The organism is Micromonospora chaiyaphumensis (genome assembly GCF_900091435.1).
GTDB classification, from domain to species: Bacteria; Actinomycetota; Actinomycetes; order Mycobacteriales; family Micromonosporaceae; genus Micromonospora; species Micromonospora chaiyaphumensis.
This window is the reverse complement of record NZ_FMCS01000004.1, coordinates 317248-341677: the sequence shown is the minus strand read 5'-3', so window position 1 is coordinate 341677 and position 24430 is coordinate 317248. Positions and strand designations below refer to the sequence as shown.

General features: G+C 75.4%; 23 protein-coding genes. 14 read left to right on the top strand and 9 right to left on the bottom strand.

Translation table 11 applies throughout. The features are described from left to right. The first annotated feature begins 22 nt into the window (after positions 1-22). Positions 23-628 (top strand): PadR family transcriptional regulator, encoded by a 606-nt coding sequence (locus GA0070214_RS13570; protein WP_139141855.1) that lies wholly within the window; start codon positions 23-25, stop codon positions 626-628. A gap of 66 nt (positions 629-694) precedes the next feature. On the opposite strand, the gene GA0070214_RS13565 is transcribed toward GA0070214_RS13570, so the two are convergent. Genes GA0070214_RS13565 through GA0070214_RS32440 form a run of 3 tightly spaced genes read right to left on the bottom strand, consistent with a single transcriptional unit; the run spans position 695 to position 3513 of the window. After that, positions 695-1804: a threonine aldolase family protein gene (locus tag GA0070214_RS13565; protein WP_091262701.1), complete on the bottom strand. Its 1110-nt coding sequence runs from the start codon at positions 1802-1804 to the stop codon at positions 695-697. Continuing rightward, the gene (locus GA0070214_RS13560; protein ID WP_091263117.1) at positions 1801-2988 is read right to left on the bottom strand and encodes a pyridoxal phosphate-dependent aminotransferase; all 1188 of its coding nucleotides are present in this window, start codon (positions 2986-2988) and stop codon (positions 1801-1803) included. The genes GA0070214_RS13565 and GA0070214_RS13560 overlap by 4 nt, the downstream gene beginning before the upstream one ends. 60 nt (positions 2989-3048) lie before the next feature. Next, on the bottom strand, positions 3049-3513 hold the full coding sequence (locus GA0070214_RS32440) for an MmpS family transport accessory protein (protein WP_244167696.1): 465 nt from the start codon (positions 3511-3513) through the stop codon (positions 3049-3051). Between the two features lie 763 nt (positions 3514-4276). Between GA0070214_RS32440 and glmS the strand changes: the two genes are divergently transcribed. After that, positions 4277-6190, top strand: a complete 1914-nt coding sequence (gene glmS / locus GA0070214_RS13550) for a glutamine--fructose-6-phosphate transaminase (isomerizing) (RefSeq protein WP_091262697.1) — start codon at positions 4277-4279, stop codon at positions 6188-6190. Between the two features lie 65 nt (positions 6191-6255). Here glmS and GA0070214_RS13545 read toward each other — a convergent pair whose 3' ends face one another. Both GA0070214_RS13545 and GA0070214_RS13540 read right to left on the bottom strand, forming a co-directional pair. Next, complete coding sequence (locus GA0070214_RS13545) at positions 6256-7908, bottom strand: alpha/beta hydrolase (RefSeq protein ID WP_091262695.1); 1653 nt, start codon at positions 7906-7908, stop codon at positions 6256-6258. Beyond that, positions 7905-8201 (bottom strand): type VII secretion target, encoded by a 297-nt coding sequence (locus GA0070214_RS13540; RefSeq protein ID WP_091262693.1) that lies wholly within the window; start codon positions 8199-8201, stop codon positions 7905-7907. Before GA0070214_RS13540 ends, GA0070214_RS13545 begins: the two co-directional genes overlap by 4 nt. Positions 8202-8363: 162 nt before the next feature. Between GA0070214_RS13540 and GA0070214_RS13535 the strand changes: the two genes are divergently transcribed. From GA0070214_RS13535 to GA0070214_RS13480, 12 genes are all read left to right on the top strand, one after another. After that, positions 8364-8732, top strand: a complete 369-nt coding sequence (locus GA0070214_RS13535) for a holo-ACP synthase (protein WP_091262691.1) — start codon at positions 8364-8366, stop codon at positions 8730-8732. Between the two features lie 66 nt (positions 8733-8798). Continuing rightward, positions 8799-10268: an NAD(P)H-hydrate dehydratase gene (locus GA0070214_RS13530; protein WP_091262687.1), complete on the top strand. Its 1470-nt coding sequence runs from the start codon at positions 8799-8801 to the stop codon at positions 10266-10268. A gap of 216 nt (positions 10269-10484) precedes the next feature. Further along, positions 10485-11603: an alanine racemase gene (alr, locus tag GA0070214_RS13525; protein WP_091262686.1), complete on the top strand. Its 1119-nt coding sequence runs from the start codon at positions 10485-10487 to the stop codon at positions 11601-11603. Then, positions 11600-12691 carry an alpha/beta fold hydrolase gene (locus tag GA0070214_RS13520; RefSeq protein WP_091262683.1) on the top strand — a complete coding sequence of 364 codons (1092 nt, stop codon included), beginning with the start codon at positions 11600-11602 and terminating at the stop codon, positions 12689-12691. The genes alr and GA0070214_RS13520 overlap by 4 nt, the downstream gene beginning before the upstream one ends. A 114-nt stretch (positions 12692-12805) precedes the next feature. Then, entirely contained in the window at positions 12806-13285 is a 480-nt protein-coding gene (gene tsaE, locus GA0070214_RS13515; RefSeq protein WP_091262681.1) for a tRNA (adenosine(37)-N6)-threonylcarbamoyltransferase complex ATPase subunit type 1 TsaE, read from the top strand. 62 nt (positions 13286-13347) lie between these two features. After that, positions 13348-14049 (top strand): uracil-DNA glycosylase, encoded by a 702-nt coding sequence (ung, locus tag GA0070214_RS13510; RefSeq protein ID WP_091262679.1) that lies wholly within the window; start codon positions 13348-13350, stop codon positions 14047-14049. Between the two features lie 97 nt (positions 14050-14146). Then, positions 14147-14824 (top strand): tRNA (adenosine(37)-N6)-threonylcarbamoyltransferase complex dimerization subunit type 1 TsaB, encoded by a 678-nt coding sequence (gene tsaB, locus GA0070214_RS13505; RefSeq protein ID WP_091262676.1) that lies wholly within the window; start codon positions 14147-14149, stop codon positions 14822-14824. After that, a complete protein-coding gene (rimI, locus tag GA0070214_RS13500; protein ID WP_091262675.1) occupies positions 14821-15273 on the top strand; it encodes a ribosomal protein S18-alanine N-acetyltransferase in 453 nt (150 codons plus the stop codon). The genes tsaB and rimI overlap by 4 nt, the downstream gene beginning before the upstream one ends. A gap of 5 nt (positions 15274-15278) precedes the next feature. Next, entirely contained in the window at positions 15279-16325 is a 1047-nt protein-coding gene (gene tsaD, locus GA0070214_RS13495; protein WP_091262673.1) for a tRNA (adenosine(37)-N6)-threonylcarbamoyltransferase complex transferase subunit TsaD, read from the top strand. A gap of 18 nt (positions 16326-16343) precedes the next feature. Then, the gene (locus GA0070214_RS13490; RefSeq protein ID WP_091262671.1) at positions 16344-16598 is read left to right on the top strand and encodes a hypothetical protein; all 255 of its coding nucleotides are present in this window, start codon (positions 16344-16346) and stop codon (positions 16596-16598) included. A gap of 72 nt (positions 16599-16670) precedes the next feature. Next, positions 16671-18377 carry an ABC transporter ATP-binding protein gene (locus GA0070214_RS13485; protein WP_091263115.1) on the top strand — a complete coding sequence of 569 codons (1707 nt, stop codon included), beginning with the start codon at positions 16671-16673 and terminating at the stop codon, positions 18375-18377. Further along, complete coding sequence (locus tag GA0070214_RS13480; RefSeq protein ID WP_091262669.1) at positions 18374-20137, top strand: ABC transporter ATP-binding protein; 1764 nt, start codon at positions 18374-18376, stop codon at positions 20135-20137. The genes GA0070214_RS13485 and GA0070214_RS13480 overlap by 4 nt, the downstream gene beginning before the upstream one ends. Positions 20138-20189: 52 nt before the next feature. On the opposite strand, the gene GA0070214_RS13475 is transcribed toward GA0070214_RS13480, so the two are convergent. The 4 genes from GA0070214_RS13475 to GA0070214_RS13460 form a co-directional block, all read right to left on the bottom strand. Next, entirely contained in the window at positions 20190-20927 is a 738-nt protein-coding gene (locus GA0070214_RS13475; protein WP_091262666.1) for a DUF4142 domain-containing protein, read from the bottom strand. A gap of 124 nt (positions 20928-21051) precedes the next feature. Further along, a complete protein-coding gene (locus tag GA0070214_RS13470; RefSeq protein ID WP_091263113.1) occupies positions 21052-22233 on the bottom strand; it encodes an ROK family protein in 1182 nt (393 codons plus the stop codon). A 25-nt stretch (positions 22234-22258) separates the two neighbouring features. Further along, positions 22259-23518, bottom strand: a complete 1260-nt coding sequence (locus GA0070214_RS13465) for a sugar ABC transporter permease (protein WP_091262664.1) — start codon at positions 23516-23518, stop codon at positions 22259-22261. Then, a complete protein-coding gene (locus tag GA0070214_RS13460; protein WP_091262662.1) occupies positions 23515-24330 on the bottom strand; it encodes an ATP-binding cassette domain-containing protein in 816 nt (271 codons plus the stop codon). The genes GA0070214_RS13465 and GA0070214_RS13460 overlap by 4 nt, the downstream gene beginning before the upstream one ends. Between the last annotated feature and the right edge of the window lie 100 nt (positions 24331-24430).

The window sequence follows — 24430 nt, the reverse complement described above, 5'->3', positions numbered from 1 at the left end:
CGGAACCGGATCGGAGGAGACGGTGGCGATCCAGCATGCGGTCCTGGCACTGCTCGCCCGCGGCCCCAGCTACGGCTACGAGCTCAAGGGCGCCTTCGAGGCGGCGGTCGGCCCTCAGTGGGGCCCGCTCAACATCGGGCACCTCTACCAGATCCTCGACCGGCTGTCCCGGGACGGGCTGGTGGTCGCCGAGCGGCATGCCCAGCCGGTGAAGCCGGACCGGGTGGTCTACGAGATCACCCAGGCGGGCCGGACCGAGCTGGACCGCTGGCTCGCCGAACCCAGCCCGCGCAGCGGCGGGTTCCGGGACGACTTCTTCCTCAAGGTGACGGCCGCCGCCCGGTCCGGCGAGGCCACCACCGTCCGCACCGTGCTGACCAACCAGCGCGGCCACCTCATGCGCGAGCTGCGCAACCTCGACGGGTTGCGCCGCCGCTCCGAGGACCCGGTGGTCCGGCTGCTGCTCTCCGCCGCCGCCCGGCACGTCGAGGCGGACCTCGCCTTCGTCGACGACGCCGAGTCGGCGCTGCTCGCCGACGGGGGTGCCGTGCTCCAGGCCGTGGCGGCGGACCGGCCGGGCCCGGCGACGCCGGCAGCGGACGCGGGCCCGGCACGTTCCGCGGGCTGACCGCTGCCGGGGCACGCGTCGTCGCTGCGCCGGCCGGGTGTGGGACGGCCGGTCGTCAGGCCGGGGTCAGCGGGACGAGACCCGGCGCAGGAACCGGTCGGCCAGGTCGAGGATCTGGTCGGGGCCCAGCTCCAGCGCCGGGCCGGCCACGGTCACCTCGGTCAGTGCCAGGCCGGGCACCTCGGTGTCCCGCCAGCCGCCGGCGAACCACGCCTTCTCCTCCTCGGCGAGCGCGAGGTTGGCCGCGTCCAGGGCTTCGGCCGGATGCGGCAGCCACAGGCGGAACTGGTGGGTGTGCGGGGGCGCCGGGTGGACCCGGGCGCCCGGCAGGGTGGCAAGGGCCTCGGCCACCACCGTCGCGTGCGCCACGTAACCGGGCAGCCGGGGCAGCTCCCGCTCCAGGCCGGCGAGCGCGGCGAGGGCGGCCGGCCACTGCTGGAACAGGGTGCCCCCGTAGCGGTGCCGCCAGGCGCGGGCGTACCGGACCAGCTCGGCGTCGCCGGCCAGGGCCGCGCCGGAGTGACCGCCCAGGGACTTGTAGAACGAGACGTACGTGCTGTCGGCCAGGGCCACGATCTCGGCGGCCGGGCGCCCCAGGTGGACGGTGGACTCCCAGAGCCGGGCGCCGTCCAGGTGCACCCGGGTGCCCCGCTCCCGGGCCGCGCCGACCACCGCCACCAGCTCGTCCCAGGTCGGCAGGACGAACCCGGCGTCGCGCAGCGGCAGCTCCAGGAAGAGCGTGCCGATCGGCTCGTCGAGCGCGGCCACCTCCTCGGCCGTCGGGTTGCGCGGCGCCGCCGTCGTCCGCACCGCCCGCAGCCCCCCGAGCACCGCGTACGCGTCGCGCTCGTGCAGCAGCGGGTGGCTGAGCGGGTGCAGGCCCACGGCGTCGCGGCCGGTCAGCTCGGCGCCGTGGCGCATCGCGACCTGCTGGGCCATGGTGCCGGTGGGGAAGAAGGCCGCCGCCTCCACACCGAGCAGCTCGGCGACGCGCCGTTCGAGCTGCTCCACCGCCCCGCCCTCGCCGTAGAAATCGGGCAGCAGGTCGTCGCCGACGGCCGCCCGGAGCGTCGCGAGCTGCTCCCGCACCGTGGCCGGCCGAACGCCGGAGAGCACCGTGGCGCAGTCGCGCTGGGCGGCGAGGCGGCGCATCCGCTCGGCGTACGCGTCGGTCATGCGTCCTCCTTGAGCCGGCGCAGCCGGGTGACCGCCTCGGTGAGCATCTCGGGCCGCTTGCAGAACGCGAACCGGACCAGCCGCCGGCCCGCCTCCACGTCGTCGTAGAACACCTGGGTCGGCACCGCCACCACGCCGCAGCGTTCCGGCAGGGCGCGGCAGAACTCCACCCCGTCGCGCCCGCCCAGCGGGGTGACGTCGGCGGTGACGAAGTACGTCCCCTCCGGCGCGAGGACCCCGAACCCGGCGTCGGTGAGCCCGGCGACGAGCTGGTCCCGCCGCCGCTGCATCCCGTCCCGGAAGTCCTCGAAGTACGCGTCCGGCAGGCCGAGCGCCACCGCCACGGCCGGCTGCAGCGGCCCGGCGTTGACGAACGTGAGGAACTGCTTCACCCGCAGCACGGCGGCGACCAGCGGCGCGGGGCCGCTCACCCAGCCGACCTTCCAGCCGGTGCAGGAGAACGTCTTCCCGGCCGAGGAGATGCGCAGGGTGCGCTCGCGCATGCCGGGGAGCGTCGCCAGCGGCAGGTGCGGTGCGGCGGCGTCGGTGAAGACCAGGTGCTCGTAGACCTCGTCGGTGACCGCGTACGCGCCGTGCTCCTGGCACAGCTCGGCGACCAGGGCCAGCTCGTCGGCCGTGAACACCTTGCCCGTCGGGTTGTGCGGCGTGTTCAGCAGCACCAGCCGCGTGCGCGGCCCGAACGCCGCGCGCAGCTCCGCCGGGTCGACGGCGTACCGTCCGTCGGCCCCGGGACGCAGCGTCACGGGGCGGCGGACCGCGCCGGCCAGGGCGATCGAGGCCGCGTACGAGTCGTAGTAGGGCTCGAAGCACACCACCTCGTCGCCCGGCTCGCAGAGGGCGAGGATGCTCGCCGCGATCGCCTCGGTGGCGCCCGCGGTCACCACGATCTCGCCGTCCGGGTCGTACTCCAGGCCCCAGAAGCGGCGCTGGTGTGCCGCCACGGCCGCGCGCAGCGCCGGGATGCCCGGGCCCGGCGGGTACTGGTTGTGGCCGGAGCGCAGCGCCTCGGCGGCCGCGGCGAGCATCTCCGGCGGGCCGTCGGTGTCGGGGAAGCCCTGCCCGAGGTTGACCGCGCCGGTGCGCACGGCCAGCGCGGACATCTCGGCGAAGATCGTGGTGCCGAACGGCCGCATCCGGGCCACCAGCGGATCGGTCGTCGTCACGCCGGCCAGCCTACGGGCCGCCACCGACGCCGCAAGACCACCGCCTCCTGGGTGCGGAGCTCACCAGCCGAAGCAGGTGGCGCCGTACTCGCCCGAGTCCTCCGAGACGACCTTCCCGTCGATGGTGATCCGGCAGCTCGCCTCGCCCGAGCCGACGGGCGACGCGATGATCTGCACCCGCTCCCGGTCGTTGGCGGTGAGCGCCATCCGCCACGGCGAGCGCACCCCGTCGAACTGGAAGAAGTCGGCGTTGGCGTCGTAGAACTGCACGTCGACGGTGGCCGTGCCGGTCACCTCGTAGACCACCGTGAACCGGCCGGGCCCTCCGGACGGGGTGGCGACCGGGGCCGGCGGGGCGGCCTCGGTGGGTTCCTCGGCGAAGCCGCCGTCCGGTTCGTCGAATTCGGGGTCGAAGGGCTGCCCGGAGTTGGTCGAGCCGTCGACGAAGCTGCCGAGCACCCCGAAGCCGACGCAGCCGCAGACGGCGAGCACCAGGGCGATGACCACGGTGACCACGACGGCCACGACCCGCCCGCCCGCCGATCGGCGCGGCGCCGCCGCCCCGGGATACGCGTACGGCGCCGCTCGTGGGTACGCGTACGGCGGCGGGTAGCCGGCCGGGGGCCAGCCCGGCCCGGGAGCGCCGCCGGGCCAGGGCGGTGCGGGCACGGCGCCCGGGGCGTTCGGGGCGGCAGGTGGCGGGGCTGCCGGGTTGGCCCAGCCGGCCGGACCCGCCGCTGATCCCGGAGTGGCCGGTCCCGGCGGCGGCTCTCCCGGCGTCGATCCGGGCGGCGACCAGGGACCCGCCGTCCCGCCCGGCGGGGCGGGCGGAGTCCACGGGTCCGGCGTCCCCGGCGTGGGAGCCCACGGTGCCGGTGGCGCCCAGGGCTGCGGGGCGGCGAGGGGGTCCGGCGGCGTCCAGGTCGTGGGTTGCGGAGCCGTCGGGTCGCTCGGGCCGCCGCTGTTCGCCGGTTCGGGCGTGGGGGTCGTCTCGGACATCGTTCAGCTCGCAGGGGACGGCGCGGACGACCGCGGGAGGGGTGGGTCGGGGGCGTCGCCCCGACGGGGGCCCTCAATGTACGGCCCGGCGACCAGCCCGCGCGTACCCGTGCGCAGGTCGGGTACGCAACCGTTTGCCGTCGATGCGACGCCCCGCTCCCGGTGGCCCGCGTTGTCTGCGAGGTTTGTCCGATCCTCGCCATCCGCTCACCGGTTCGCTCAAGATCAGTGATCGTTTACCCGGCTTCCGAGCACGCGCGATGAGCGAAACTGGGTTAGGCTGCGGACCATGTGTGGAATCGTGGGTTACGCCGGTGCGCGCCCGGCGCTCGGCATCGTGCTGGACGGACTGCGGCGGCTGGAGTACCGCGGCTACGACTCGGCGGGCGTCGCCGTCGTCTGTGACGACGAGCTGCTGATCGAGAAGAAGGCCGGCAAGCTGGCCAACCTGGAGAAGGTTCTCGCCGAGCGTGCCGCCTCCGACCCGGAGTCCTGCGCCGCCAGCCCGATCGGCATCGGCGACGGGACCACCAGCATCGGCCACACCCGGTGGGCCACCCACGGCGGCCCGACCGACCGCAACGCCCACCCGCACCTCTCCCCCGACGGCCGGGTCGCCGTGATCCACAACGGCATCATCGAGAACTTCGCGAAGCTCCGCACCGAGCTGGAGGCCGACGGCGTCGAGTTCACCAGCGACACCGACACCGAGTGCGCCGCGCACCTGCTCGCCCGCTCGCTGGCCGACCTGCGTTCGGCCGGCGAGGTCGACAGCCCGCAGCTGCTCGCCTCCGCCATGCGCCTGGTCTGCCAGCGGTTGGAAGGTGCCTTCACGCTGCTGGCCGTCGACGCCGGCATCCCCGGCGCGGTGGTCGGCGCCCGGCGCAACTCGCCCCTCGTGGTCGGCCGGGGCGACGGCGAGAACTACCTGGCCAGCGACGTGGCCGCGTTCATCGAGCACACCCGCGACGCGGTCGAGCTGGGCCAGGACCAGATCGTGCTCATCACCCCGGAGAGCATCGAGATCACCGACTTCGCCGGCCAGCCCGCGACCGGTAAGGACTTCCACATCGACTGGGACTCGTCGGCCGCCGAGAAGGGTGGCTACGACTGGTTCATGCTCAAGGAGATCGAGGAGCAGCCGCAGGCGATCGCCGACACGCTGCTCGGCCGGCTCACCGAGAGCGGCGAGATCGCCCTCGACGAGGTCCGCCTCAGCGAGCAGGACCTGCGCGACGTCGACAAGATCTTCATCGTGGCCTGCGGCACCGCCTACCACTCCGGCCTGGTCGCCAAGTACGCCATCGAGCACTGGACCCGGATCCCCTGCGAGGTGGAGCTGGCCAGCGAGTTCCGCTACCGCGACCCGGTGCTCGACCGGTCCACGCTGATCGTGGTGATCTCGCAGTCCGGCGAGACCATGGACACCCTGATGGCGCTGCGCCACGCCAAGGAGCAGAAGGCCCGGGTGCTGGCCATCTGCAACACCAACGGCTCGACGATCCCGCGCGAGTCCGACGCCGTGCTCTACACCCACGGCGGCCCGGAGATCGCGGTCGCCTCCACCAAGGCGTTCCTCACCCAGCTCGTCGCCTGCTACCTGATCGGCCTGCACCTCGCCCAGGTGCGCGGGATCAAGTTCGCCGACGAGGTGGGCGCCGTGGTGGCCCAGCTGCAGGAGATGCCGGGCAAGCTGCGCGAGCTGCTCGACCGGATCGAGCCGGTCCGCGAGCTGGCCCGCGACCTGAAGTCGGAGCCGACCGTGCTGTTCATCGGCCGGCACGTCGGCTACCCGGTGGCCCTCGAGGGCGCGCTGAAGCTCAAGGAGCTGGCGTACATGCACGCCGAGGGCTTCGCCGCCGGCGAGCTGAAGCACGGCCCGATCGCGCTCATCGACAAGGGCACCCCGGTCATCTGCATCGTGCCGTCGCCGGTCGGCCGAGGCATGCTGCACGACAAGGTCGTCTCCAACATCCAGGAGGTGCGCGCCCGGGGCGCCCGCACCATCGTGATCGCGGAGGAGGGCGACGAGGCGGTGGTCCGCTACGCCGACCACCTGATCTACGTGCCGCGCACGCCGACGCTGCTGGCGCCGCTCGTGACCACCGTGCCGCTCCAGGTGCTCGCCGCCGAGATCGCCGCCGCCCGGGGGCACGACGTCGACCAGCCCCGGAACCTGGCCAAGTCGGTCACCGTCGAGTAGTCGACCCGGTCGCGGCCCCTCCGTCCCGCGGCGGAGGGGCCGCGGCGTCTCCGGCCCTCGTGCGGTCATCGGCCCAGCACGATCCGGGCCATTCCGTCCAGCGCCGGGTTGCCGGGATCCCAGTAGCCGGCGTGCCCGTGCCGCCCGCTGGGGAACCGCCGGCCGCCGAAGCCGGGGGCGCTCGGGTCGGCGCCGAACCAGAGCCGGTCGTCGTGCGGGTCGAGCAGCGCCGCGACCGGGCCGAGCGGCGTTCCGGCCAGCACCGCCCGCCGGGCCAGCTCGTCGGGCGGCCGGGCCAGCCGGATCACGTCGTCCGGTGCGGTGGCGGCCCAGACCTGGCCCGGCGGCAGCCGCAGCTCGGCCGCGTGGTTGACGCCCACGCCGGGCGAGCCGACGAACACCAGCGCGTCGGCGCTCAGCCCGTGGTCCCGGGCCGCGGTGCCGACCACCACCGAGCCGTAGCTGTGCCCGAGCACGGTCTGCCGGGCGGGCGGCCCCTCGTGCGAGGCGCGCAGCCCCTCCTGGAACCGGTGCAGGGCCGGCCCGGCGTCCTCGGCCTGCCGGCCTCGCGCCGCCTCGGGCAGGAAGTCCGGCGCGTCGTAGTCCAGCCAGAGCACGGCCGCCGCCTCCGTGCCCGGTTCGAGCGCCGTGCACCGGCCCAGCACCCGGGCGGCCCGGCCCAGCTCGCCCGGGGCGTCGGCGAGATCCGCGGTCATCCCCGGCACGTACGTCAGCACCGCGCCGGCCCGGTCCGGGTTGCCGAGCGCCACCACCGCCCGCCCGTCCCCGGCCGGGTCCAGCCCCAGCAGGTACGCCCGCGGCGCCCCGGGCGCGGCCAGCCGTTCGCCGAGCCCGTCGAGGCCGCGTAGCGCCGCCTCCACCGCGGCGAGCCGGGCCAGCCGGGCCAGTTCGAGTGGCCCGGCCGGCAGCGGGCGCAGCAGCGCGGCGCGCCGTTCCGTCAGCTCCGCCCGCCGCCGCGCCAGCAGCAGCCGGTTGGCCTGGTCGCGGGCCGCCACCGGCACCCCGTCGAGGCGGCCGATCCGCTCCGGCTCGCGGCCGACCAGCCACCGGCGCTCGGCCGGGGTGAGGCCAGCCCACCACCGGCTCACCTCGGCCGGCCCGGCCCCGGGTGACGGTCGTGGGCCCGGCGGGACGCTCACCCAGCCGGTCGCCGCCGCCGTCGCCAACTCGGCCAGCCGGCCGGTCGCCTCCCGGTCCGCCGCGCCGGCCAGCGCCAGCGCGCCCCGGATCCCGGCACTCACCCGCACCACCGCCGGACCGACCACGGCGGCCGGCCGGGGACGGGCCGGATCGGGCCGGACCGCCCCGGCCCGGTCCACCAGCAGGCCGCCCGCGTCGGCCTGGGCCACGGCGGCGCCCAGCCGCGCCCTCGCCGCGCCGACCCGGGCGGCGAACTCGGCGAGCACCTGGTCGACCTCGACGAGCGCGGGCAGCACGTCGGTCAGCGCGGTCCGCAGCTCGCCGATCCGTCCCTGCGCCGTGCCCGAGGCCGAACCCGACCAGCCGGGGTGCAGCGCACCGATCCGGGCGCTCAGCCCGTCGGCCCGGCGCCGGACCGGGCCGGTCAGCCCTCGCCACGCGGCACCCGCCGCCACCCACGCTCCCGGGTCGGCCCGCCAGAGCTGCGCGTAGCCGACCGGCACCGGGTCGTCCGCCGGCCGGCCGCCGCGTCCCGCGGAGGCGGTCGCCGTGCTCATCGCGGGATCCCGGCGAGCCGGCGGGCGGCCCGCTCGTCCACCGTCTCGTAGCCGTCGGCGGCGGCGCGGACCGCCTCGGCGGTGGCCGCCACCCGGACGGCGAGCGACCCGCACCAGCGCTGCACCGCCGCCTCCAGGTCGGCCAGCGCCGCCCCGGCCCGCCAGCCGTCGGCCGGCACCGTCAGCCCCGGCTCGGCGGCCGGCCCCCGGGCCAGCCGGTAGGCGTCGTCGGTCAGCTCCCGGGCCACCCCCCGCAGCAGCTCCGGCTCGACGCGCAACGGCTCCTCGCCCATGGGTGCCCTCCCTACGATCCGGCGGACGGACAGCGGGGACGCTACGGCCGGGCGGGCGACCCGCGCCGGCCCTGTGGACAACGGGCGGTGGGCGTACGCCGGGTTTTCCACAGGCGTTCTCCACGGCCGGTCCGCGGCCCCGGGCGCCGGTAGGGTGAGGCCGTGATCGTGGCTGTCGGCATCGACGTCGTGCTGGTCGACCGGTTCACCCGGTCCCTGGCGCGCACGCCGTCGCTCGCCGACCGGCTCTTCACCGAGACCGAGCGCCACACCCGCTCCGGCAGCCCGCGCTCTCCGGAATCCATGGCCGCCCGGTTCGCGGCGAAGGAGGCGGTGGCCAAGGCGCTCGGCGCGCCGGCCGGGCTCAGCTGGCACGACTGCGAGGTCGTGCCCGACGCGGCGGGCCGGCCCTGGCTGCGGGTCGCCGGCACGGTGGCCGCCGCGGCGGCCGAGCGCGGGATCAGCCGCTGGCACCTGTCGTTGTCGCACGACGGCGGGATCGCCTCGGCCATGGTGGTCGCGGAAGGGTGAGCCGGACCCGGCGGGCCGGTCGCCCGGTCCGGGGACGAACGGGACGAACGGACGGGACGGGGTGGCATGAGAAAGGTGTGGCGGGTCGCGGACGTACGCGCGGCGGAGGCAGGCCTCATGGCCACCCTGCCGCCCGGGGCGCTCATGCAGCGGGCCGCCGCCGGGCTGGCTCGCCGCTGCGCGCTGCTGCTGGGTGATCGGGGCGGCGTCTACGGCGCCCGGGTGCTGCTGCTGGTCGGCTCCGGCGACAACGGCGGCGACGCCCTCTACGCGGGCGCGCACCTGGCCCGGCGGGGCGCGGCGGTCGCCGCCCTGCTGCTCACCCCGGGCCGGGCGCACGCCGACGGGTTGGCCGCGCTGCGCGCCGCCGGTGGGCGCGTCGTCGACCGGCCGCCGGCCGTGGTGGATCTGGTGCTCGACGGGATCGTCGGGATCGGCGGCACCGGCGGGCTGCGGGAGACCGCCGACCAGCTCGCCGCGAGCCTCGCCGAGCGCATCGGGCGGGACGGCACGCGGGCCACGGTGGTCGCGGTCGACGTGCCGAGCGGCGTCGCGGTCGACACCGGGAACGTGCCGCTCACCGCCTCCGGCCGGCCCTGCGCCGTTCGCGCCGATGTGACGGTCGCGTTCGGCGCGCTGAAGCCGGCCCTGGTGGTCGGCCCGGCCGCACCCCTCGCCGGGCACATCGAGCTGGTCGACATCGGGCTGGAGCCGTGGCTGCGCGGCACCCCGGCGCTGCGCGTCACCGAGTGGTCCGACCTGGTCGACTGGTGGCCCCGGCTCGGTGCGTCCTCGGAGAAGTACAGCCGGGGCGTGGTCGGGGTGGCCACCGGCTCGGCCACCTATCCGGGCGCGGCGGTGCTGTCGGTGAGCGGCGCGCTGGCCGGCCCCACCGGCATGGTCCGCTACGCGGGCGGCGCCCGCGCGGAGGTCCTGCACCAGCACCCGTCGGTGATCGCCACCGACCGGGTCGCCGCCTCCGGCCGGGTGCAGGCCTGGGTCTGCGGCTCCGGGCTGGGCACCGGCGAGGAGTCCGCCGCCGAACTGCGCGCGGTGCTCGCCGCGCCGGTGCCGGCGGTGCTCGACGCCGACGCGCTCACCCTGCTGGTCGACGGCAAGCTGGCGGACCGGCTGCGCGGGCGCGACGCGCCGATCGTGGTGACCCCGCACGACCGCGAGTACGCCCGGCTGTGCGGCGAGACCCCCGGGGCGGACCGGGTCGGGGCGGCGCTGCGGCTGGCCGCCTGGATGAACGCGGTGGTGCTACTCAAGGGCGACCGCACGATCATCGGCACCCCGGACGGCCGGGCCTACGTCAATCCCACCGGCACGCCGGTGCTGGCCACCGGGGGCACCGGGGACGTGCTGGCCGGGCTGCTCGGCTCGCTGCTCGCCGCCGGGCTGGCCCCGGAGCGGGCGGCCGCCGCGGCGGCGTACCTGCACGGGCTGGCCGGCCGGGAGGCGGCGCGCGGCGGTCCGGTGACCGCGCCCGACGTGGCGACCGCGCTCCGCCCGGTGCTGGCCCGCCTGCCCTGAGCGCGACGGCGGCCGGCACGCGACGGCGGCCGGCACGCGACGGCGGCGGGCAGGCGACGGCGGGCGACGGCGGGCGACGGCGGCGGTCCGGCGACGGCGGCCGGCACGTGGCGGGCGGCCCGCTCGCGGCCGGTGCGACGGGGGCCGCACGCGGTCGAGAAGGCTGGCCGCGCGGCTCGCGGCCATGGTGATCACCGACGGAAGTAGGCTGAGGGCATGTGGCAGTCGGAGGTGCGCGTCGATCTGGACGCGATCCGGGAGAACGTGGCCCGGCTCAAGTCGGGCACCAGCGCCGAGCTGATGGCGGTGGTCAAGGCCGACGGCTACGGCCACGGCATGGTGCCGGCGGCCAACGCGGCGCTCGACGCCGGGGCGGACTGGCTCGGCGTCTGCACTCTCGACGAGGCGCTCCTGCTGCGCCAGGAGGGTGTCACCGCGCCCGTGCTGGCCTGGCTGCTCGACCCGGGGCTGCCGTTGCACGACGGGGTCGCGGTCGGTGTCGACCTGGGCTGCGCCAGCCTCACCCAGCTCGACGAGATGATCGAGGCGGGCCGGCGGGCGGACCGTCCGGCCCGGCTGCACCTCAAGATCGACACCGGGCTGTCCCGCGGCGGGGCGACCGTCGCCGACTGGCCGGCGCTGCTGGAGGCCGCCGCGAAGGCCCAGGCCGACGGCCTGGTCGAGGTGGTCGGCGTGTGGAGCCACTTCGTGTACGCGGACTCGCCCGGCCACCCCACCACCGACCGGCAGTTGGCCGTGTTCCACGAGGGGCTGGAGATGGTGGAGCGGGCCGGGTTGCGCCCCCGCTACCGGCACCTGGCCAACTCGGCAGCCACGCTGACCCGCCCGGACACCCACTTCGACCTGGTCCGCCCCGGCCTGGCCGTCTACGGCCTCTCCCCGATCGAGGGCGAGCAGTTCGGCCTGCGCCCGGCGATGACGGCCCGCGCCCGGGTGATGCTGACCAAGCGGGTCCCGGCCGGCACCGGCGTCTCGTACGGGCACACCTACCTCACCGAGCAGGAGGCGAACCTGGCGGTCGTCCCGCTCGGTTACGCCGACGGGGTGCCCCGGCACGCCTCGAACACGGGCCCGGTGCAGCTCGCCGGCAAGCGGCGGACCATCTCGGGGCGGGTCTGCATGGACCAGTTCGTCGTCGACTGCGGCGAGGACGAGGTGGCCGCCGGTGACGTGGCCACCCTCTTCGGCAGCGGGGCGGACGGCGAGCCCACCGCCGACGACTGGGCCGAGGCGGTCGGCACCATCAACTACGAGATCGTGACCCGGTTCGGCGGCGTCCGGGTGCCCCGGGTCTACGACGGCGAGCGCCCGTGAGCCAGCGGTTCCGGATTCCGCGGCCGAGGACCGCCGCCGGCCGGGCCGCCGGGGTGGTGGGCGCCGCGCTCGGTGTGGCCGCCGCCGGGCTCGCCGCAGGGGTGGTGAGTGAGCGGGTCCTGGTCCGCCGCCTCAAGTCCGACCCCGCGGACCCGTACGCCGAGGAGGTGTTCGGCGAGCAGCGGCACGACGCGGCGTACCTGCTGGAGATGCCGGACGGCACGGACATCCACGTGGAGGTGGTCGAGCCGACCCGCCCGGTCGCCGGGCATCCGACCGTGGTGCTGGTGCACGGCTTCTGCCTGGACATGGGCACGTTCCACTTCCAGCGCAAGATGCTCGCGGCGCGCGGCGACTACCGGGTCGTCGCCTACGACCAGCCCGGGCACGGCCGCTCCGGGAAGCTGGAGACCGGCGACTACGACCTGGCCGCGCTGGGCCACACCCTGCGCCGGGTGATCGACGAGGTGGCCCCGGAGGGGCCGCTCGTGCTGGTCGGCCACTCGATGGGCGGCATGACGATCATGGCGTTGGCCGAGCTGTACCCGGAGCTGTTCGGCGACCGGGTGGTCGGCACGGTGCTGATGGCCACCTCGGGCGGGCTGCTCGCGGAGACCAAGCTCGTGGCGCCCGCGCTGCTCGGCCGGGTCGGCGCGCCGGTCATCTACATGATGAGCAACGCCACCCGGTACGGCGGCACGGTGATCGACAAGGCCCGCAAGTCGACCTCCAACGTGGCGTGGCTGCTCACCCGCAGGTACGGCTTCGGCACCCCGAAGCCCAGCCCGGCCCTGGTGTCCTACGTCGAGACGATGAACTCCCGCACCTCGGCCGACACGGTCACCCGCTACCTGCGCACCCTGGCCACCCACTCGCGGTTCCCCGCGCTGGCCGCGCTGGCCGGCACGCCGGTGCTGGTGATCGTGGGCGACAAGGACATGATCACGCCGGTGACGCACTCCGAGGAGATCGTCCGGCGGCTGCCGCACGCCGAGTTCGTGAAGATCCACGACAGCGGGCACGTGGTGATGCTGGAGCACGCCGACGAGGTGAACGCGGCGCTGGAAAGGTTCCTGGAATCGCTGTGAGCGCGAGGAGTGAGCCGGGGTTGCGAGCCCCGCAGTCGCGAGCCGAGGTGGCGCTGTGAGCGCGAGGAGTGAGCCGGGGTTGCGAGCCCCGCAGTCGCGAGCCGAGGTGGCGCTGTGAAGGTGCTGGAGCTCAAGACGATCGACGACACACACGGGTTGGGCCGCCGGCTGGCCGGGGTGCTGCGCGCCGGTGATCTGCTGCTGCTCAGCGGCCCGCTGGGCGCCGGCAAGACGGCGCTGACCCAGGGCATCGGCGCCGGCCTCGGGGTGCGGGGCGACATCACCTCGCCGACCTTCGTGATCGCCCGGGTGCACCGGCCGGATCCGGCCCGGGGCGGCCGGGTGACCCTGGTGCACGCCGACGCGTACCGGCTGGGGGAGTCGGCCGACCCGCGCGCCGAGATCGACGACCTGGACCTGGACGCCTCGGTGGACGAGGCGGTCACCGTGGTCGAGTGGGGCGAGGGGATGGTCGAGCAACTGGTCGACGCCCACCTGCGGGTGCGTATCGACCGGCGGGACGACGACACCCGGGTGGTCACCCTGGAGCCGGTCGGCGGCGACTGGGCGGAGCGGCTCACCACCCTGGACTGACCCCGTGTCGTACCCGCTGCCTAGAGTGCCGGGGACCGACCAGACGCGGTGAAAGGTTGCCGATGCCCCACGACGCTCCCACCCTCGACCTGCTGGCGCTCCTGCCGGATGCCTGGCGGGCGGCGCTCACCCCGCACCTCGACCCGGCCCGCACCGCGGCGCTGGCCGAGTTCGTCGCCGGGGAATACGCCACCGGCATGGTCTTCCCGCCGGTCGAGGACCTGTTCTCGGCCTACCGCCTGTGCGGGCCGACGGAGACCCGGGTGCTGATCCTGGGGCAGGACCCCTACCACCGGGCGGGGCAGGCGCACGGGCTGAGCTTCAGCGTGCGCGACGGGGTGGCGGTGCCGCCGTCGCTGCGCAACGTCTTCAAGGAGCTGGGCGAGGACCTGGGCGTGCCGAAGCCGGCCGGCGGCAACCTGAGCGGCTGGGCGGCGCAGGGCGTGCTGTTGCTCAACGCGGTGCTGACCGTCCGGCAGGCCACGCCGGGCTCGCACGCCAACAAGGGCTGGGAGGAGTTCACCGACGCCACGATCCGGGCCCTCGACGCGCTCGACCAGCGGGTGGTCTTCCTGCTCTGGGGCGGCTACGCCCGCAAGAAGGCCGCCCTGGTCACCAACCCCAACCACGTGGTGCTGGAGGCCGGCCACCCGAGCCCCATGAACCCGCGCGGGTTCCTGGGCAGCCGCCCGTTCAGCGCGGCCAACAAGGCGCTCGCCGACGCCGGCCTGCCCACGATCGACTGGGATCGCACCGCCGGTTGACGTCGAGCCGGCGCCACCGGTCCGCCCTCCGACGCCAGCGGTGACGGGGGAGGGGCGTCACCGCCGGTAACCGGGGCGGCGACTAGGCTGGCATACCGTGCTCGTACTCGTGGTGGACTCCTCGACGCCCGCGGTGACCGCGGCGCTGGTCGAGGTCTCGGCGGACGGCGTCGCGGCCCGCGCGCAGCGGTGCACGGTCGACGCCCGGGCGCACGGCGAGCTGCTCGCCCCGCAGGTCGACGCGGTGCTGGCCGACGTCGACGCCCGCCCGGCCGACCTGGCGGCGATCGTCGCCGGGCTCGGCCCGGGGCCGTTCACCGGGCTGCGGGTCGGCCTGGTCACCGCAGCCACCATGGGCCAGGTGCTCGGCATCCCGACGTACGGGGTCTGCTCGCTGGACGGGATCGGCCACCCGGCGGCCGCCGGCGAGCCGGTCCTGGCCGCCAGCGACGCCCGCCGCCGGGAGGTCTACTGGGCCGTCTACGACGGCGCCGGCCAGCGCATCGCCGGTCCGAACGTGGACGCCCCCGCGGTCGCCGCCGAGCGGGCCCGGGACCTGGCCGTCACGGTCGCGGTCGGCGACGGCGCGCACCGGTACGCCGACGTCCTCGGCCTGCCGGTCCGGGAGGAGCCGCGCTACCCGGACGCCCTGGCGCTGGCCCGCCTGGCCGCCGAGCGGATCCGCGCGGGCGCCCCCGGCGAGCCGCTCACCCCGCTCTACCTGCGCCGCCCGGACGCGGTGGCGGCCACCGGGCACAAGCCGGTCCTGCAATGAGCCAGGTCCGACTGGGCCGGTTCCGCTGGTGGCACGTCGACGAGGTGCTGCCCCTGGAGGCGGACCTGTTCGGCGCCGAGCGGTGGTCCCCGGCGATGTTCTGGAACGAGCTTGCCAACGGCCACCACTACCTGGTCGCCACCGACGACGAGGGCACGGTGCTCGGCTACGCGGGGCTCATGGTGGCGCCGCCCGACGAGGCGTGGGTGCAGAACATCGCGGTCCGCCGGGACGCGCAGCGCCGTGGGATCGGCCGGCTGCTGCTGGAGGCGCTGCTCGCCGAGGCGGCCCGGCGTGGGGTGCGCAGCACGCTGCTGGAGGTCGCCGCCGACAACGCTCCCGCCCAGCGGCTCTACGCGATGTACGGCTTCGAGCCGATCGGCGTGCGCCGCGGCTACTACCAACCGAGCAACACCGACGCGCTGGTCATGCAGCGCAACGAGGACTGACGCGCATGGCTGACGAACCCCTGATCCTCGGCATCGAGACCTCCTGCGACGAGACCGGCGTGGGCATCGTCCGCGGGCACACCCTGCTCGCCGACGCGCTGGCCTCCAGCGTCGAGGAGCACGCCCGGTTCGGCGGCGTGGTGCCCGAGGTGGCCAGCCGTGCCCACCTGGAGGCCATCGTGCCGACCATGGACCGGGCGCTGCGCGAGGCCGGGGTGACCATCGCCGACATCGACGCGATCGCCGTCACCTCCGGGCCGGGCCTGGCCGGCGCGCTGCTCGTCGGGGTCGCCGCCGCCAAGGGGTACGCGGTGGCCGCCGAGAAGCCGGTGTACGGGGTGAACCACCTCGCCGCGCACGTGGCCGTGGACACTCTGGAACACGGCCCGCTGCCCGAGCCGGCGATCGCCCTGCTGGTGTCCGGCGGGCACTCCTCGCTGCTGCGCGTCGACGACCTGGCCCGGGAGGTCACCCCGCTCGGCGCGACCATCGACGACGCGGCCGGCGAGGCGTTCGACAAGGTGGCCCGGCTGCTCGGGCTGCCCTTCCCGGGCGGCCCGTTCATCGACCGGGAGGCGCGGGCCGGCGACCCGGCGGCGATCGCCTTCCCGCGCGGGCTGACCGCGCCCAAGGACCTGGCCGGGCACCGCTTCGACTTCTCCTTCTCGGGCCTCAAGACCGCGGTGGCCCGCTGGGTGGAGGCGCGGCAGCGGGCGGGCGAGCCGGTGCCGGTGGCCGACGTGGCCGCGTCCTTCCAGGAGGCGGTCTGCGACGTGCTGGTCGGCAAGGCGCTGGACGCCTGCCGCACCAGCGGCATCGACACGCTCGTGATCGGCGGCGGGGTGGCGGCCAACTCGCGGCTGCGGGCGATGGCCGAGCACCGGGCGGCGAAGCACGGCGTCCGGGTGCGTACACCCCGGCCGAAGCTCTGCACCGACAACGGCGCCATGGTGGCCGCGCTCGGCTCGCACCTGGTCGCCGCGGGCGTCGCCCCGAGCCGGCTGGACCTGCCCGCCGACTCCGCCATGCCGCTGACCGTGGTCAGCGTCTGAGGCGGGGAGGGGACCGACGTGATCGTCCGGATGTGGGAGGCGAAGGCCGAGCCGTACGGCTTCGCCGACCTGATCACCTGGGTGTGCGAGACCGCGCTGCCCGAGTTCGAGCACGAGCCGCTGCACCTGTCCAGCGAGGTGTTCTCCTCCACCGACCACCGGGTGGTGGTGATCTCGAAGTGGCGGAGCAACCCCCGGGAACTGCCCGAGCCGCCCATGCGGCTGGTCGCCCGGCCGCCGCACAGCTGGGACTTCACCCAGGTCGACCGCTGACCCGGCGGCCCCCCTGACCGGCGGGAAACTGGTTGGCGTCCGCCCCGGCCCGGCACCTAGCGTCGGGTGGTCATGCGTTTCTCACCCGCCGGCGATCCCGGCACCCCCGACGCCCGGTCCGCCACCCGTTACCTGGTCTGGCTCGCCGGTCGACACCCGCTGCTCTTCGGCGGCGCCATCGCCCTCGGCGTCACCTGGATGGTGGCGCAGGCGCTGATGCCGGCCGCCATCGGCCGGGCCGTCGACGCCGGCCTGGCCCACCGCGACCCGGACGCCCTGGTCCGCTGGGGCCTCGTCCTGCTCGGGCTGGGCGTCGTCCAGGCGGTGACGGGGATCCTGCGGCACCGCTGCGCGGCGCACAACTGGCTGGGCGCCGCGTACCGCACGGTGCAGGTCACCGTGGACGCCACCAACCGGCTCGGCGCCGCGCTGCCCCGCCGGGTCGCCGCGGGCGAGGTGGTGAGCATCGGTACGGCCGACATCGAGCACATCGGCAGCGCCGTCGACATCACCGCCCGGGGCACCGGATCGCTGGTCGCCATCGCCACCGTGTCGGTGATCCTGCTCACCGCGTCCGTGCCGCTCGGCCTCGTCGTGGTGCTCGGGGTGCCGCTGCTCATGGCGCTGGTGGCGCTGCTGATCCGGCCACTGCACCGGCAGCAGGCGGCGTACCGGGAGTCGACCGGTGAGCTGACCGCCCGGGCCGGCGACATCGTCTCGGGGCTGCGGGTGCTGCGCGGGGTGGGCGGTGAGCCGGTGCTGGGCGCCCGCTACCGGGAGCAGTCCCAGGCGCTGCGGGCGGACGGCCTGCGGGTGGCCCGGGTGGAGTCGCTCATCCAGGCCGCGCAGATCCTGCTGCCCGGCGTCTTCGTGGTGCTGGTGACCTGGCTCGGGGCCCGGTTCGCGCTGCGCGGCGAGATCAGCGCGGGTCAACTCGTCTCCTTCTACGGCTACACGGCGTTCCTGGTCAGCCCGCTGCGCAACCTCACCGAGGCGGCCGACAAGCTGACCCGGGGGCACGTCGCAGCCCGCCGGGTGGTGCGGCTGCTCCGCCTGGCCCCGGAGTTCACCGACCCGGCCCGCCCGGTGGCGGTGCCCGAGGGGCCGGGCGAGCTGGTGGACGTGCGCTCGGGGCTGGTGCTGCGGCCGGGCCGGCTCACCGCGCTGGCCGCCACCGCACCCGAGGACGCCGCCGAGATCGCCGACCGCCTCGGCCGGTACGCCGACGGGGACGTGACGCTGCACGGCGTACCGCTGCGGGACGTGGCGCTGGCAACGGTGCGCGAGCGGATCCTGGTGGCCGACAACGACGCGCAGCTGTTCAGCGGCGCGCTCCGCACGGAGCTCGACCCGCACGACCGGGGCGATCGCCGGGCGGTGGAGGCGGCGCTGGTCGCGGCGAGCGCCACGGACATCGTCGAGGCGCTGCCCGGCGGCCTGGACGGCCCGGTGGCCGAGCGCGGCCGGGAGTTCTCCGGCGGGCAGCGGCAGCGGCTGCGGCTGGCGCGGGCGCTGGTCGCCGACCCGGAGACGTTGATCCTGGTCGAGCCGACCAGCGCGGTGGACGCGCACACCGAGGCGCGCGTCGCCGACCGGCTGGCCGCCGCGCGGCGCGGCCGGACGACGCTGGTCTGCACCACCAGCCCGCTGGTGCTCGGTCGCGCCGAGCACGTGGTCTTCGTGGAGGACGGCAAGGTGGTCGCCGAGGGCCGCCACGACGAGTTGCTGGTTGCCGAGCCCCGGTACCGGGCCGCGGTGAGCCGGGAGGAGGACCGGTGAGCAACGCCCTGCCCGTCGCCGACGCGCGGCAGGTCCGCCGGTACGCGCGGGAGCTGTTCCGCCGGCACCCGCGCGGCCTGGCCGCGGCGCTCGGCCTGCACGCGCTCGCCGCGGCCGCCGGCCTGGTCGCGCCCCGGCTCCTCGGCGACCTCGTCGAGGGGATCTCGCGCGGGGTCGGCGCCGTGACGGTCGACCGGATCGCCCTGGCCATCGCGGGTTTCGTGGTCGCCCAGTCGGTGCTGGTCCGCTTCGCCCACCTGGCCTCGGCCCGGCTCGGCGAGCGGGTCCTCGCCGAGCTGCGCGAGGAGTTCGTCGACCGGGTGCTGGCCCTGCCGCTGTCCACGGTGGAGCGGGCCGGCACCGGTGACCTGCTCACCCGCACGTCCCGGGACGTCGCGGCGCTGTCCCGCACGGTCCGGTTCGCCGCCCCGGAGACGCTGATCGCGGCGGTCACGGTGCTGCTGATCCTCGGCGCCGTGGTGCTGACCGGGCCGCTGCTGGTCCTGCCCTGCCTGCTCGCGGTGCCCATGCTGGTCGCCGGCACCCGCTGGTACCTGCGCCGGGCGCCGGCCGGCTACCTGCGGGAGAACGCCGCGTACTCCGACATCACCGACGGGATCAGCGAGACCGTCGAGGGAGCCCGGACCACGGAGGCGCTGCGCCAGCAGGCCCGCCGCCGGGCCCGTACCGACGCCGACATCCGCCGGTCGTACGCGGCCGAGTACTACACCCTGAACCTGCGGACGGTCTTCTTCCCGATCGCCGAGATCGGCTACCTGCTGCCGGTGGCCGGCACGCTGCTGCTCGGCGGCTGGTTCTACCTGGAGGGCTGGGTCAGCCTCGGGCAGGTCACCGCGGCCACCCTCTACGCCCAGCAGCTGGTGGACCCGGTCGACCGGCTGCTCTCCTGGCTGGACGAGTTCCAGGTCGGCGGCGCCTCGCTGGCCCGGTTGCTCGGCGTGGCCGAGCCGGCCGAGGCCGCCGACCGGCCGGCCGGAGCCGCCGACGCGTCGCCCGACCGGCCGGTCGGCGACGACGGGCGGCTCGCGGCCCACGACGTCCGGTACGCGTACCGCGCCGGACACGACGTGCTGCACGGGGTGACCCTGGTGCCCCGGCCGGGGGAGAAGCTGGCCATGGTCGGCCCGTCCGGTGCGGGGAAGTCCACCCTGGGCCGGCTGCTGGCCGGGGTGCACCCGCCGCGCGCCGGCACGGTGTCCGTGGACGGCCGGCCGCTCAGCGGGCTGCCCCTGGCCGAGCTGCGCACCCATGTCGCGCTGGTCAGCCAGGAGCACCACGTCTTCATCGGCACCCTCGCCGACAACGTGGCGATGGTCCGCCCGTCCGCCGGGCCCGCCGAGGTGCGAGCGGCGCTCGCCGCGGTCGACGCGCTCGACTGGGCGGAGGCGCTGCCGGACGGGCTGGACACCCGCGTCGGCGCCGGCGGGCACCCGCTCTCGCCGGCCCAGGCGCAGCAGCTCGCGCTGGCCCGGCTGGTGCTCGCCGACCCGCACACCCTGGTGCTGGACGAGGCCACCTCGCTGATCGACCCGCGGGCGGCCCGGGCGCTGGAACGCTCGCTGGCGGCCGTGCTCCAGGGTCGGACCGTCATCGCCATCGCGCACCGGCTCTTCTCCGCGCACGACGCGGACCGGGTGGCGGTGGTCGAGGACGGCCGGATCACCGAGCTGGGCCCGCACGACGAGCTGGTCGCGGCCAACGGCTCGTACGCGGCCCTCTGGCGCTCCTGGCACGGCTGACCGAGAGGCCCCCGCCGGAACACCGTTGGGGGCCCCGTGGCCAACAGCGTCATCAGGTGCGGCGCAGCAGCCGCCAGGTCGCGTACCCGCCGGTGGCCAGGGCGAGCAGGAAGACGGCCCACACGAGGGTGGTGCTGACCTGGGTCCCGCCGCTGCTGCCGACGTTGGCCCCGGCGGCCGCGATCAGCGAGTCGCTCTGCGCCGGGGGCATGGCGGGAGGCGGGAGCTGCTGCCAGCGGACCAGCCCGGTGCTCTCCAGCATCAGCATGTGGTTGGTGACGAAGGTGTTCGTCTGGTCGGCGAGCTTGCGCACGATCGGGTCCCGGGTGCTGGCCCGGACCGCGCCGATCACCGGGAAGATGTTGCCGTGCGCGACCCGCAGCCGGGTCACGAAGATCTGGTCGAACTGGGCGCCGGTGGCGTTCTGCATCTCGGTCAGCCAGCCCTGCTGCTGGGTGGTCGGTGTGGTCGGCAGGGTGGCGCCCAGCTTGTTCGCGGCCTCGACCACGAGCTGGTCCAGGACGCCGTGCTGTCGCGCGATCTCCGCGCCGATCTCCCGTACCCGCTTCGACTGGCCCTTCTCGGCGGCCATCTGCCCGGCCGGCATCTCCCAGAGCCCGGCCAGCCGTACGCCGTTGAGCAGCGTCATGTCGGCGGCGTTGAGCTGCACGACGGGGTTGGGGGCGGCCAGTGCCGCGCCGGGAAGGACGCCGATCCCCGCGGCGAGCGCGACGAGCAGCAGGATCACCCGGTGCGCCAGCCGGCGGCGTACGGATTCCAGCGGTGCCATGGTTGCGGTGCCTCCTCGGTCCGGACCGGTACGCGGGATGGCGCGGACGGCCGCCCCCGCGGCCGTCCGTCCGCCCACTGGTACGGATCACGAGCCGATTCAGTTCACCGCCCGCGGCGGCCGGTCACCCGACGTCGAGCGGGTCGGCGAGGAGGCGCTCGAAGGCCAGCTCGGCGGCGCCGATGAGCGCCGCGTCGTCGCCGAGTTTCGGGGTACGCAGCCGCACGTGCTCCAGGCAGGCGGGCAGCCCGTTGGAGTTGAGCCGGCTGCGCACCTGGGCGGCGGCGGCCAGGTAGAGGTCGCGCATGGTGCCACCGAAGATGACCATCTCCGGGTTGAAGATGTTGACCAGGTTGGCCACGCCGAAGCCGAGCCAGTCGCCGGCCTGCCGCACGGCGGTCTGGGCCCGGGCGTCGCCCCGGTCGGCGGCGTCGAAGACGGCCAGCAGCGCCTCCCGGCCCCGCGCGTCGGAGCGGCCGGCGGCGCGGAGCAGCCCGTGCTCGCCGATCTCGGTCTCCCAGCAGCCGCGCCGCCCGCAGTCGCAGCGCATCCCGTCCCGGACCACCACCATGTGGCCGACCTCGCCGCTGTAGCCGCCGTGCCCGGTGAGCCGCCGCCCGCCGGCGATGATGCCGGCACCGACACCGACGTCCCCGTAGAGGTAGATGACGTTGTCGCAGCCGGCCGCGACGCCCCGGGCGTGCTCGGCGAAGGCGGCCACGTCGGCCACGTTGCCCACGGTGATGGGCACGTCGACGCCCAGCTCGGCGGCGAGCGCCGCGCCGATGGGCTCGTCCACCCAACCGGTGGTGGGGCTGAGCCGCACCAGCCCGTCCTCGCGGCGGACCATCCCGCAGACCGCCACCCCGGCGCCGACGCAGATCGAGTCGGGCGGCACGGACCGGTGCATCTCCCGCACCGCGTCGGCCAGCAGCGGGGCGGCCGCCCCGGCGACCAGGTTCCGCGGCCGTTCCAGCTCCCGGCGGTCGAGCACCTCACCGCCGAGCCCGACCCGCGCGGCCCGCAGCCGGTCCACCTCGATGCTGTACGCGTACGCGTAGACCCGCGCCGACTCGGGCCGGACGACCAGCGACGGTCGTCCGGCCCGGCCGGTCTCCTTCGGCGTCCCCTCGCTGACCAGACCGGCGCCGGCCAGGTCGGCGGTCAGCGCGCCGATGGTGCTGCGGTTGAGGCCGAGCGCGGTGGTCAGCTCCGCCCGGGTGGTGGCCCCCCGCACGTGGACGTAGCGGAGCAACGCGCCGAGGTTCTGCCGACGGATCTCGTCCTGGCTCGGTCCCGCACGCATCGCCACCGTCATGTCCGTACCGGGTTCAGCGGGTGCCCGTGGCGGCGGCCCGCCGCCGGGACAGCGCGTCGATCGTGGCGGCGGCGAGCAGCACCACTCCGGTGACCACGTACTTCACGCCCGAGCTGTAACCCATCAGTCCCATACCGTTGTCGATGACCGCGACCACCGCGCCACCGAGCACGGCGTCGAGGACCCGCCCCTTGCCGCCGAACAGGCTGGTGCCGCCGATCACCGCCGCGCCGACGGCGTAGAGCAGTACGTTACTGCCACCGGTGTTGGGGTCGACCGAGTTGGCCCGGCTGGCCGCCACGATGCCGCCGATCGCCGCCATCGTGGAGCAGATGACGAAGACGGAGATGCGGATCCGGTCGACGTTGATGCCGGCCCGGCGGGCCGCCTCGGCGTTGCCACCGACGGCGTAGACGTGCCGGCCGTAGCTGGTGCGCTGGAGCACGAACGTCCAGATCACCAGCAGCAGCGCGATGATCGGCACCACGATCGGCACGCCCTTGAGCGAGACGACCAGCACGTTGCGGCTGCGCTCCAGGTTGAGCACGTAGACCGCGAGGCCGAGGATGACGGCGAGGCCGACGATCCGGGCGATGACCACCGCGAACGGGTCGGTGAGCAGGCCACGGGCGGCGCGGTTGCGGTGCCGCAGCAGTTGCGCGGCCGCGTACCCGGCGACGGCCACCCCGGCCAGCGCCCAGCCGAGCGCGGGGGAGAGGTTGCGGTTGGCGATGGCGAGGAGGACGTCGTCGCGCACCGAGATGTTGGAGCCCTCCTTCATGAGCATCAGCACGATGCCCTGGAAGGCGAGGAAGCCGGCCAGGGTGACCACGAAGGAGGGGATGCCGACCTTCGCCACCAGCAGGCCGAGCCCGGTGCCGATCACCAGGCCGGTGAGGACGGCGGCGAGCACCGCCACGTACCACGGGTAGCCGAGTTCGGTGACGACGTTGGCCAGGATGGCCGCGCAGACGCCGCTGGCGAAGCCCGCGGAGAGGTCGATCTCGCCGAGCAGCAGGACGAAGACCAGGCCCATCGCGATCAGGGTGACCGCGGCGCCCTGCGTGAACAGGTTGGCGAAGTTGCCGGCCGTGAAGAACGTCGGGCGGGCGATCGAGAAGCCGACGGCCAGCGCGAAGAGCATGAACACGGCGGGCAGCGCGCCGATGTCGCCACCGCGTACCCGGCGCCAGTAGTTGTTGAAGTGCGAGCCGACGGTGGGCGCCGGCGCGACCGCGGCGGGGCCTTCCTTCTTGACGGCGGTGGTGGTCATCGGACGGCTCCTGGAGTCGTGTCGGCGGGCGCGGCGCCGGTGCCGTTGCTGCCCGTGTCGGCGAGGCCGAGGTTGCCGGAGCGACCGGCGGTGATCAGCTCGACCACCTGCGAGTGCGTGATGTCGCTGGTCTTGACCTGGGCGACCATCTGGCCGAGGTAGAGGGCGGCGATGCGGTCGGAGACCGCGAAGACGTCGTTCATGTTGTGCGAGATGAGCACCACGGCCAGGCCGTTGTCGGCGAGCCGGCGGACCAGCTCCAGGACCTGGGCGGTCTGCGCGACGCCGAGGGCGGCGGTGGGCTCGTCGAGAATGACCAGCTTGCTGTTCCAGAGCACCGCCTTGGCGATGGCCACGGTCTGCCGCTGCCCGCCGGAGAGGCTGGACACGTGCTGGCGCAGCGACTTGACGGTCCGCACGCTCAGCCCGGCCAGGGTCTCGGCGGCCATCTGCTCCATGGTCGGCTCGTCGAGCACGATGCCGCTGCGCTTCTCCCGGCCGAGGAACATGTTCTGCACGATGTCGAGGTTGTCGCAGAGCGCGAGGTCCTGGTAGACGACCTCGATGCCCAGCGCGGCGGCGTCCCGGGGGCTGTTGATGCTCACCGGCCGGCCGTCGAAGTGGAACTCGCCGGCGTCGGTGGGATGGATGCCGCTGATGCACTTGACCAGGGTCGACTTGCCGGCGCCGTTGTCGCCGACCAGCGCGGTCACCTCGCCGGGGTACGCGGCGAAGGCCACGTCGCGCAGCACCTGGACGGGACCGAAGCTCTTGTCGATCCCGCGTAGCTCCAGCAGGGGGGTTGCGGACACGGGGGTCTCCTTGGGAAACGGAGGGAAGGTCTCGGATCCCGTCCGGCGTGGGCGCCGCCCGGCACGGGTGTCCGTGCCGGGCGGCGCCGCCTGGAGCGGG

Excerpts from the sequence above, each read along its gene's own strand:
- GA0070214_RS13565 (WP_091262701.1), bottom strand. The coding sequence starts at position 1,804 with ATGACCGACGCGTACGCCGAGCGGATGCGCCGCCTCGCCGCCCAGCGC.
- glmS (WP_091262697.1), top strand. The coding sequence starts at position 4,277 with ATGTGTGGAATCGTGGGTTACGCCGGTGCGCGCCCGGCGCTCGGCATC.
- GA0070214_RS13545 (WP_091262695.1), bottom strand. The coding sequence starts at position 7,908 with ATGAGCACGGCGACCGCCTCCGCGGGACGCGGCGGCCGGCCGGCGGAC.
- GA0070214_RS13540 (WP_091262693.1), bottom strand. The coding sequence starts at position 8,201 with ATGGGCGAGGAGCCGTTGCGCGTCGAGCCGGAGCTGCTGCGGGGGGTG.
- GA0070214_RS13530 (WP_091262687.1), top strand. The coding sequence starts at position 8,799 with ATGAGAAAGGTGTGGCGGGTCGCGGACGTACGCGCGGCGGAGGCAGGC.
- alr (WP_091262686.1), top strand. The coding sequence starts at position 10,485 with ATGTGGCAGTCGGAGGTGCGCGTCGATCTGGACGCGATCCGGGAGAAC.
- ung (WP_091262679.1), top strand. The coding sequence starts at position 13,348 with ATGCCCCACGACGCTCCCACCCTCGACCTGCTGGCGCTCCTGCCGGAT.
- rimI (WP_091262675.1), top strand. The coding sequence starts at position 14,821 with ATGAGCCAGGTCCGACTGGGCCGGTTCCGCTGGTGGCACGTCGACGAG.
- tsaD (WP_091262673.1), top strand. The coding sequence starts at position 15,279 with ATGGCTGACGAACCCCTGATCCTCGGCATCGAGACCTCCTGCGACGAG.
- GA0070214_RS13485 (WP_091263115.1), top strand. The coding sequence starts at position 16,671 with ATGCGTTTCTCACCCGCCGGCGATCCCGGCACCCCCGACGCCCGGTCC.
- GA0070214_RS13475 (WP_091262666.1), bottom strand. The coding sequence starts at position 20,927 with ATGGCACCGCTGGAATCCGTACGCCGCCGGCTGGCGCACCGGGTGATC.
- GA0070214_RS13470 (WP_091263113.1), bottom strand. The coding sequence starts at position 22,233 with ATGCGTGCGGGACCGAGCCAGGACGAGATCCGTCGGCAGAACCTCGGC.
- GA0070214_RS13465 (WP_091262664.1), bottom strand. The coding sequence starts at position 23,518 with ATGACCACCACCGCCGTCAAGAAGGAAGGCCCCGCCGCGGTCGCGCCG.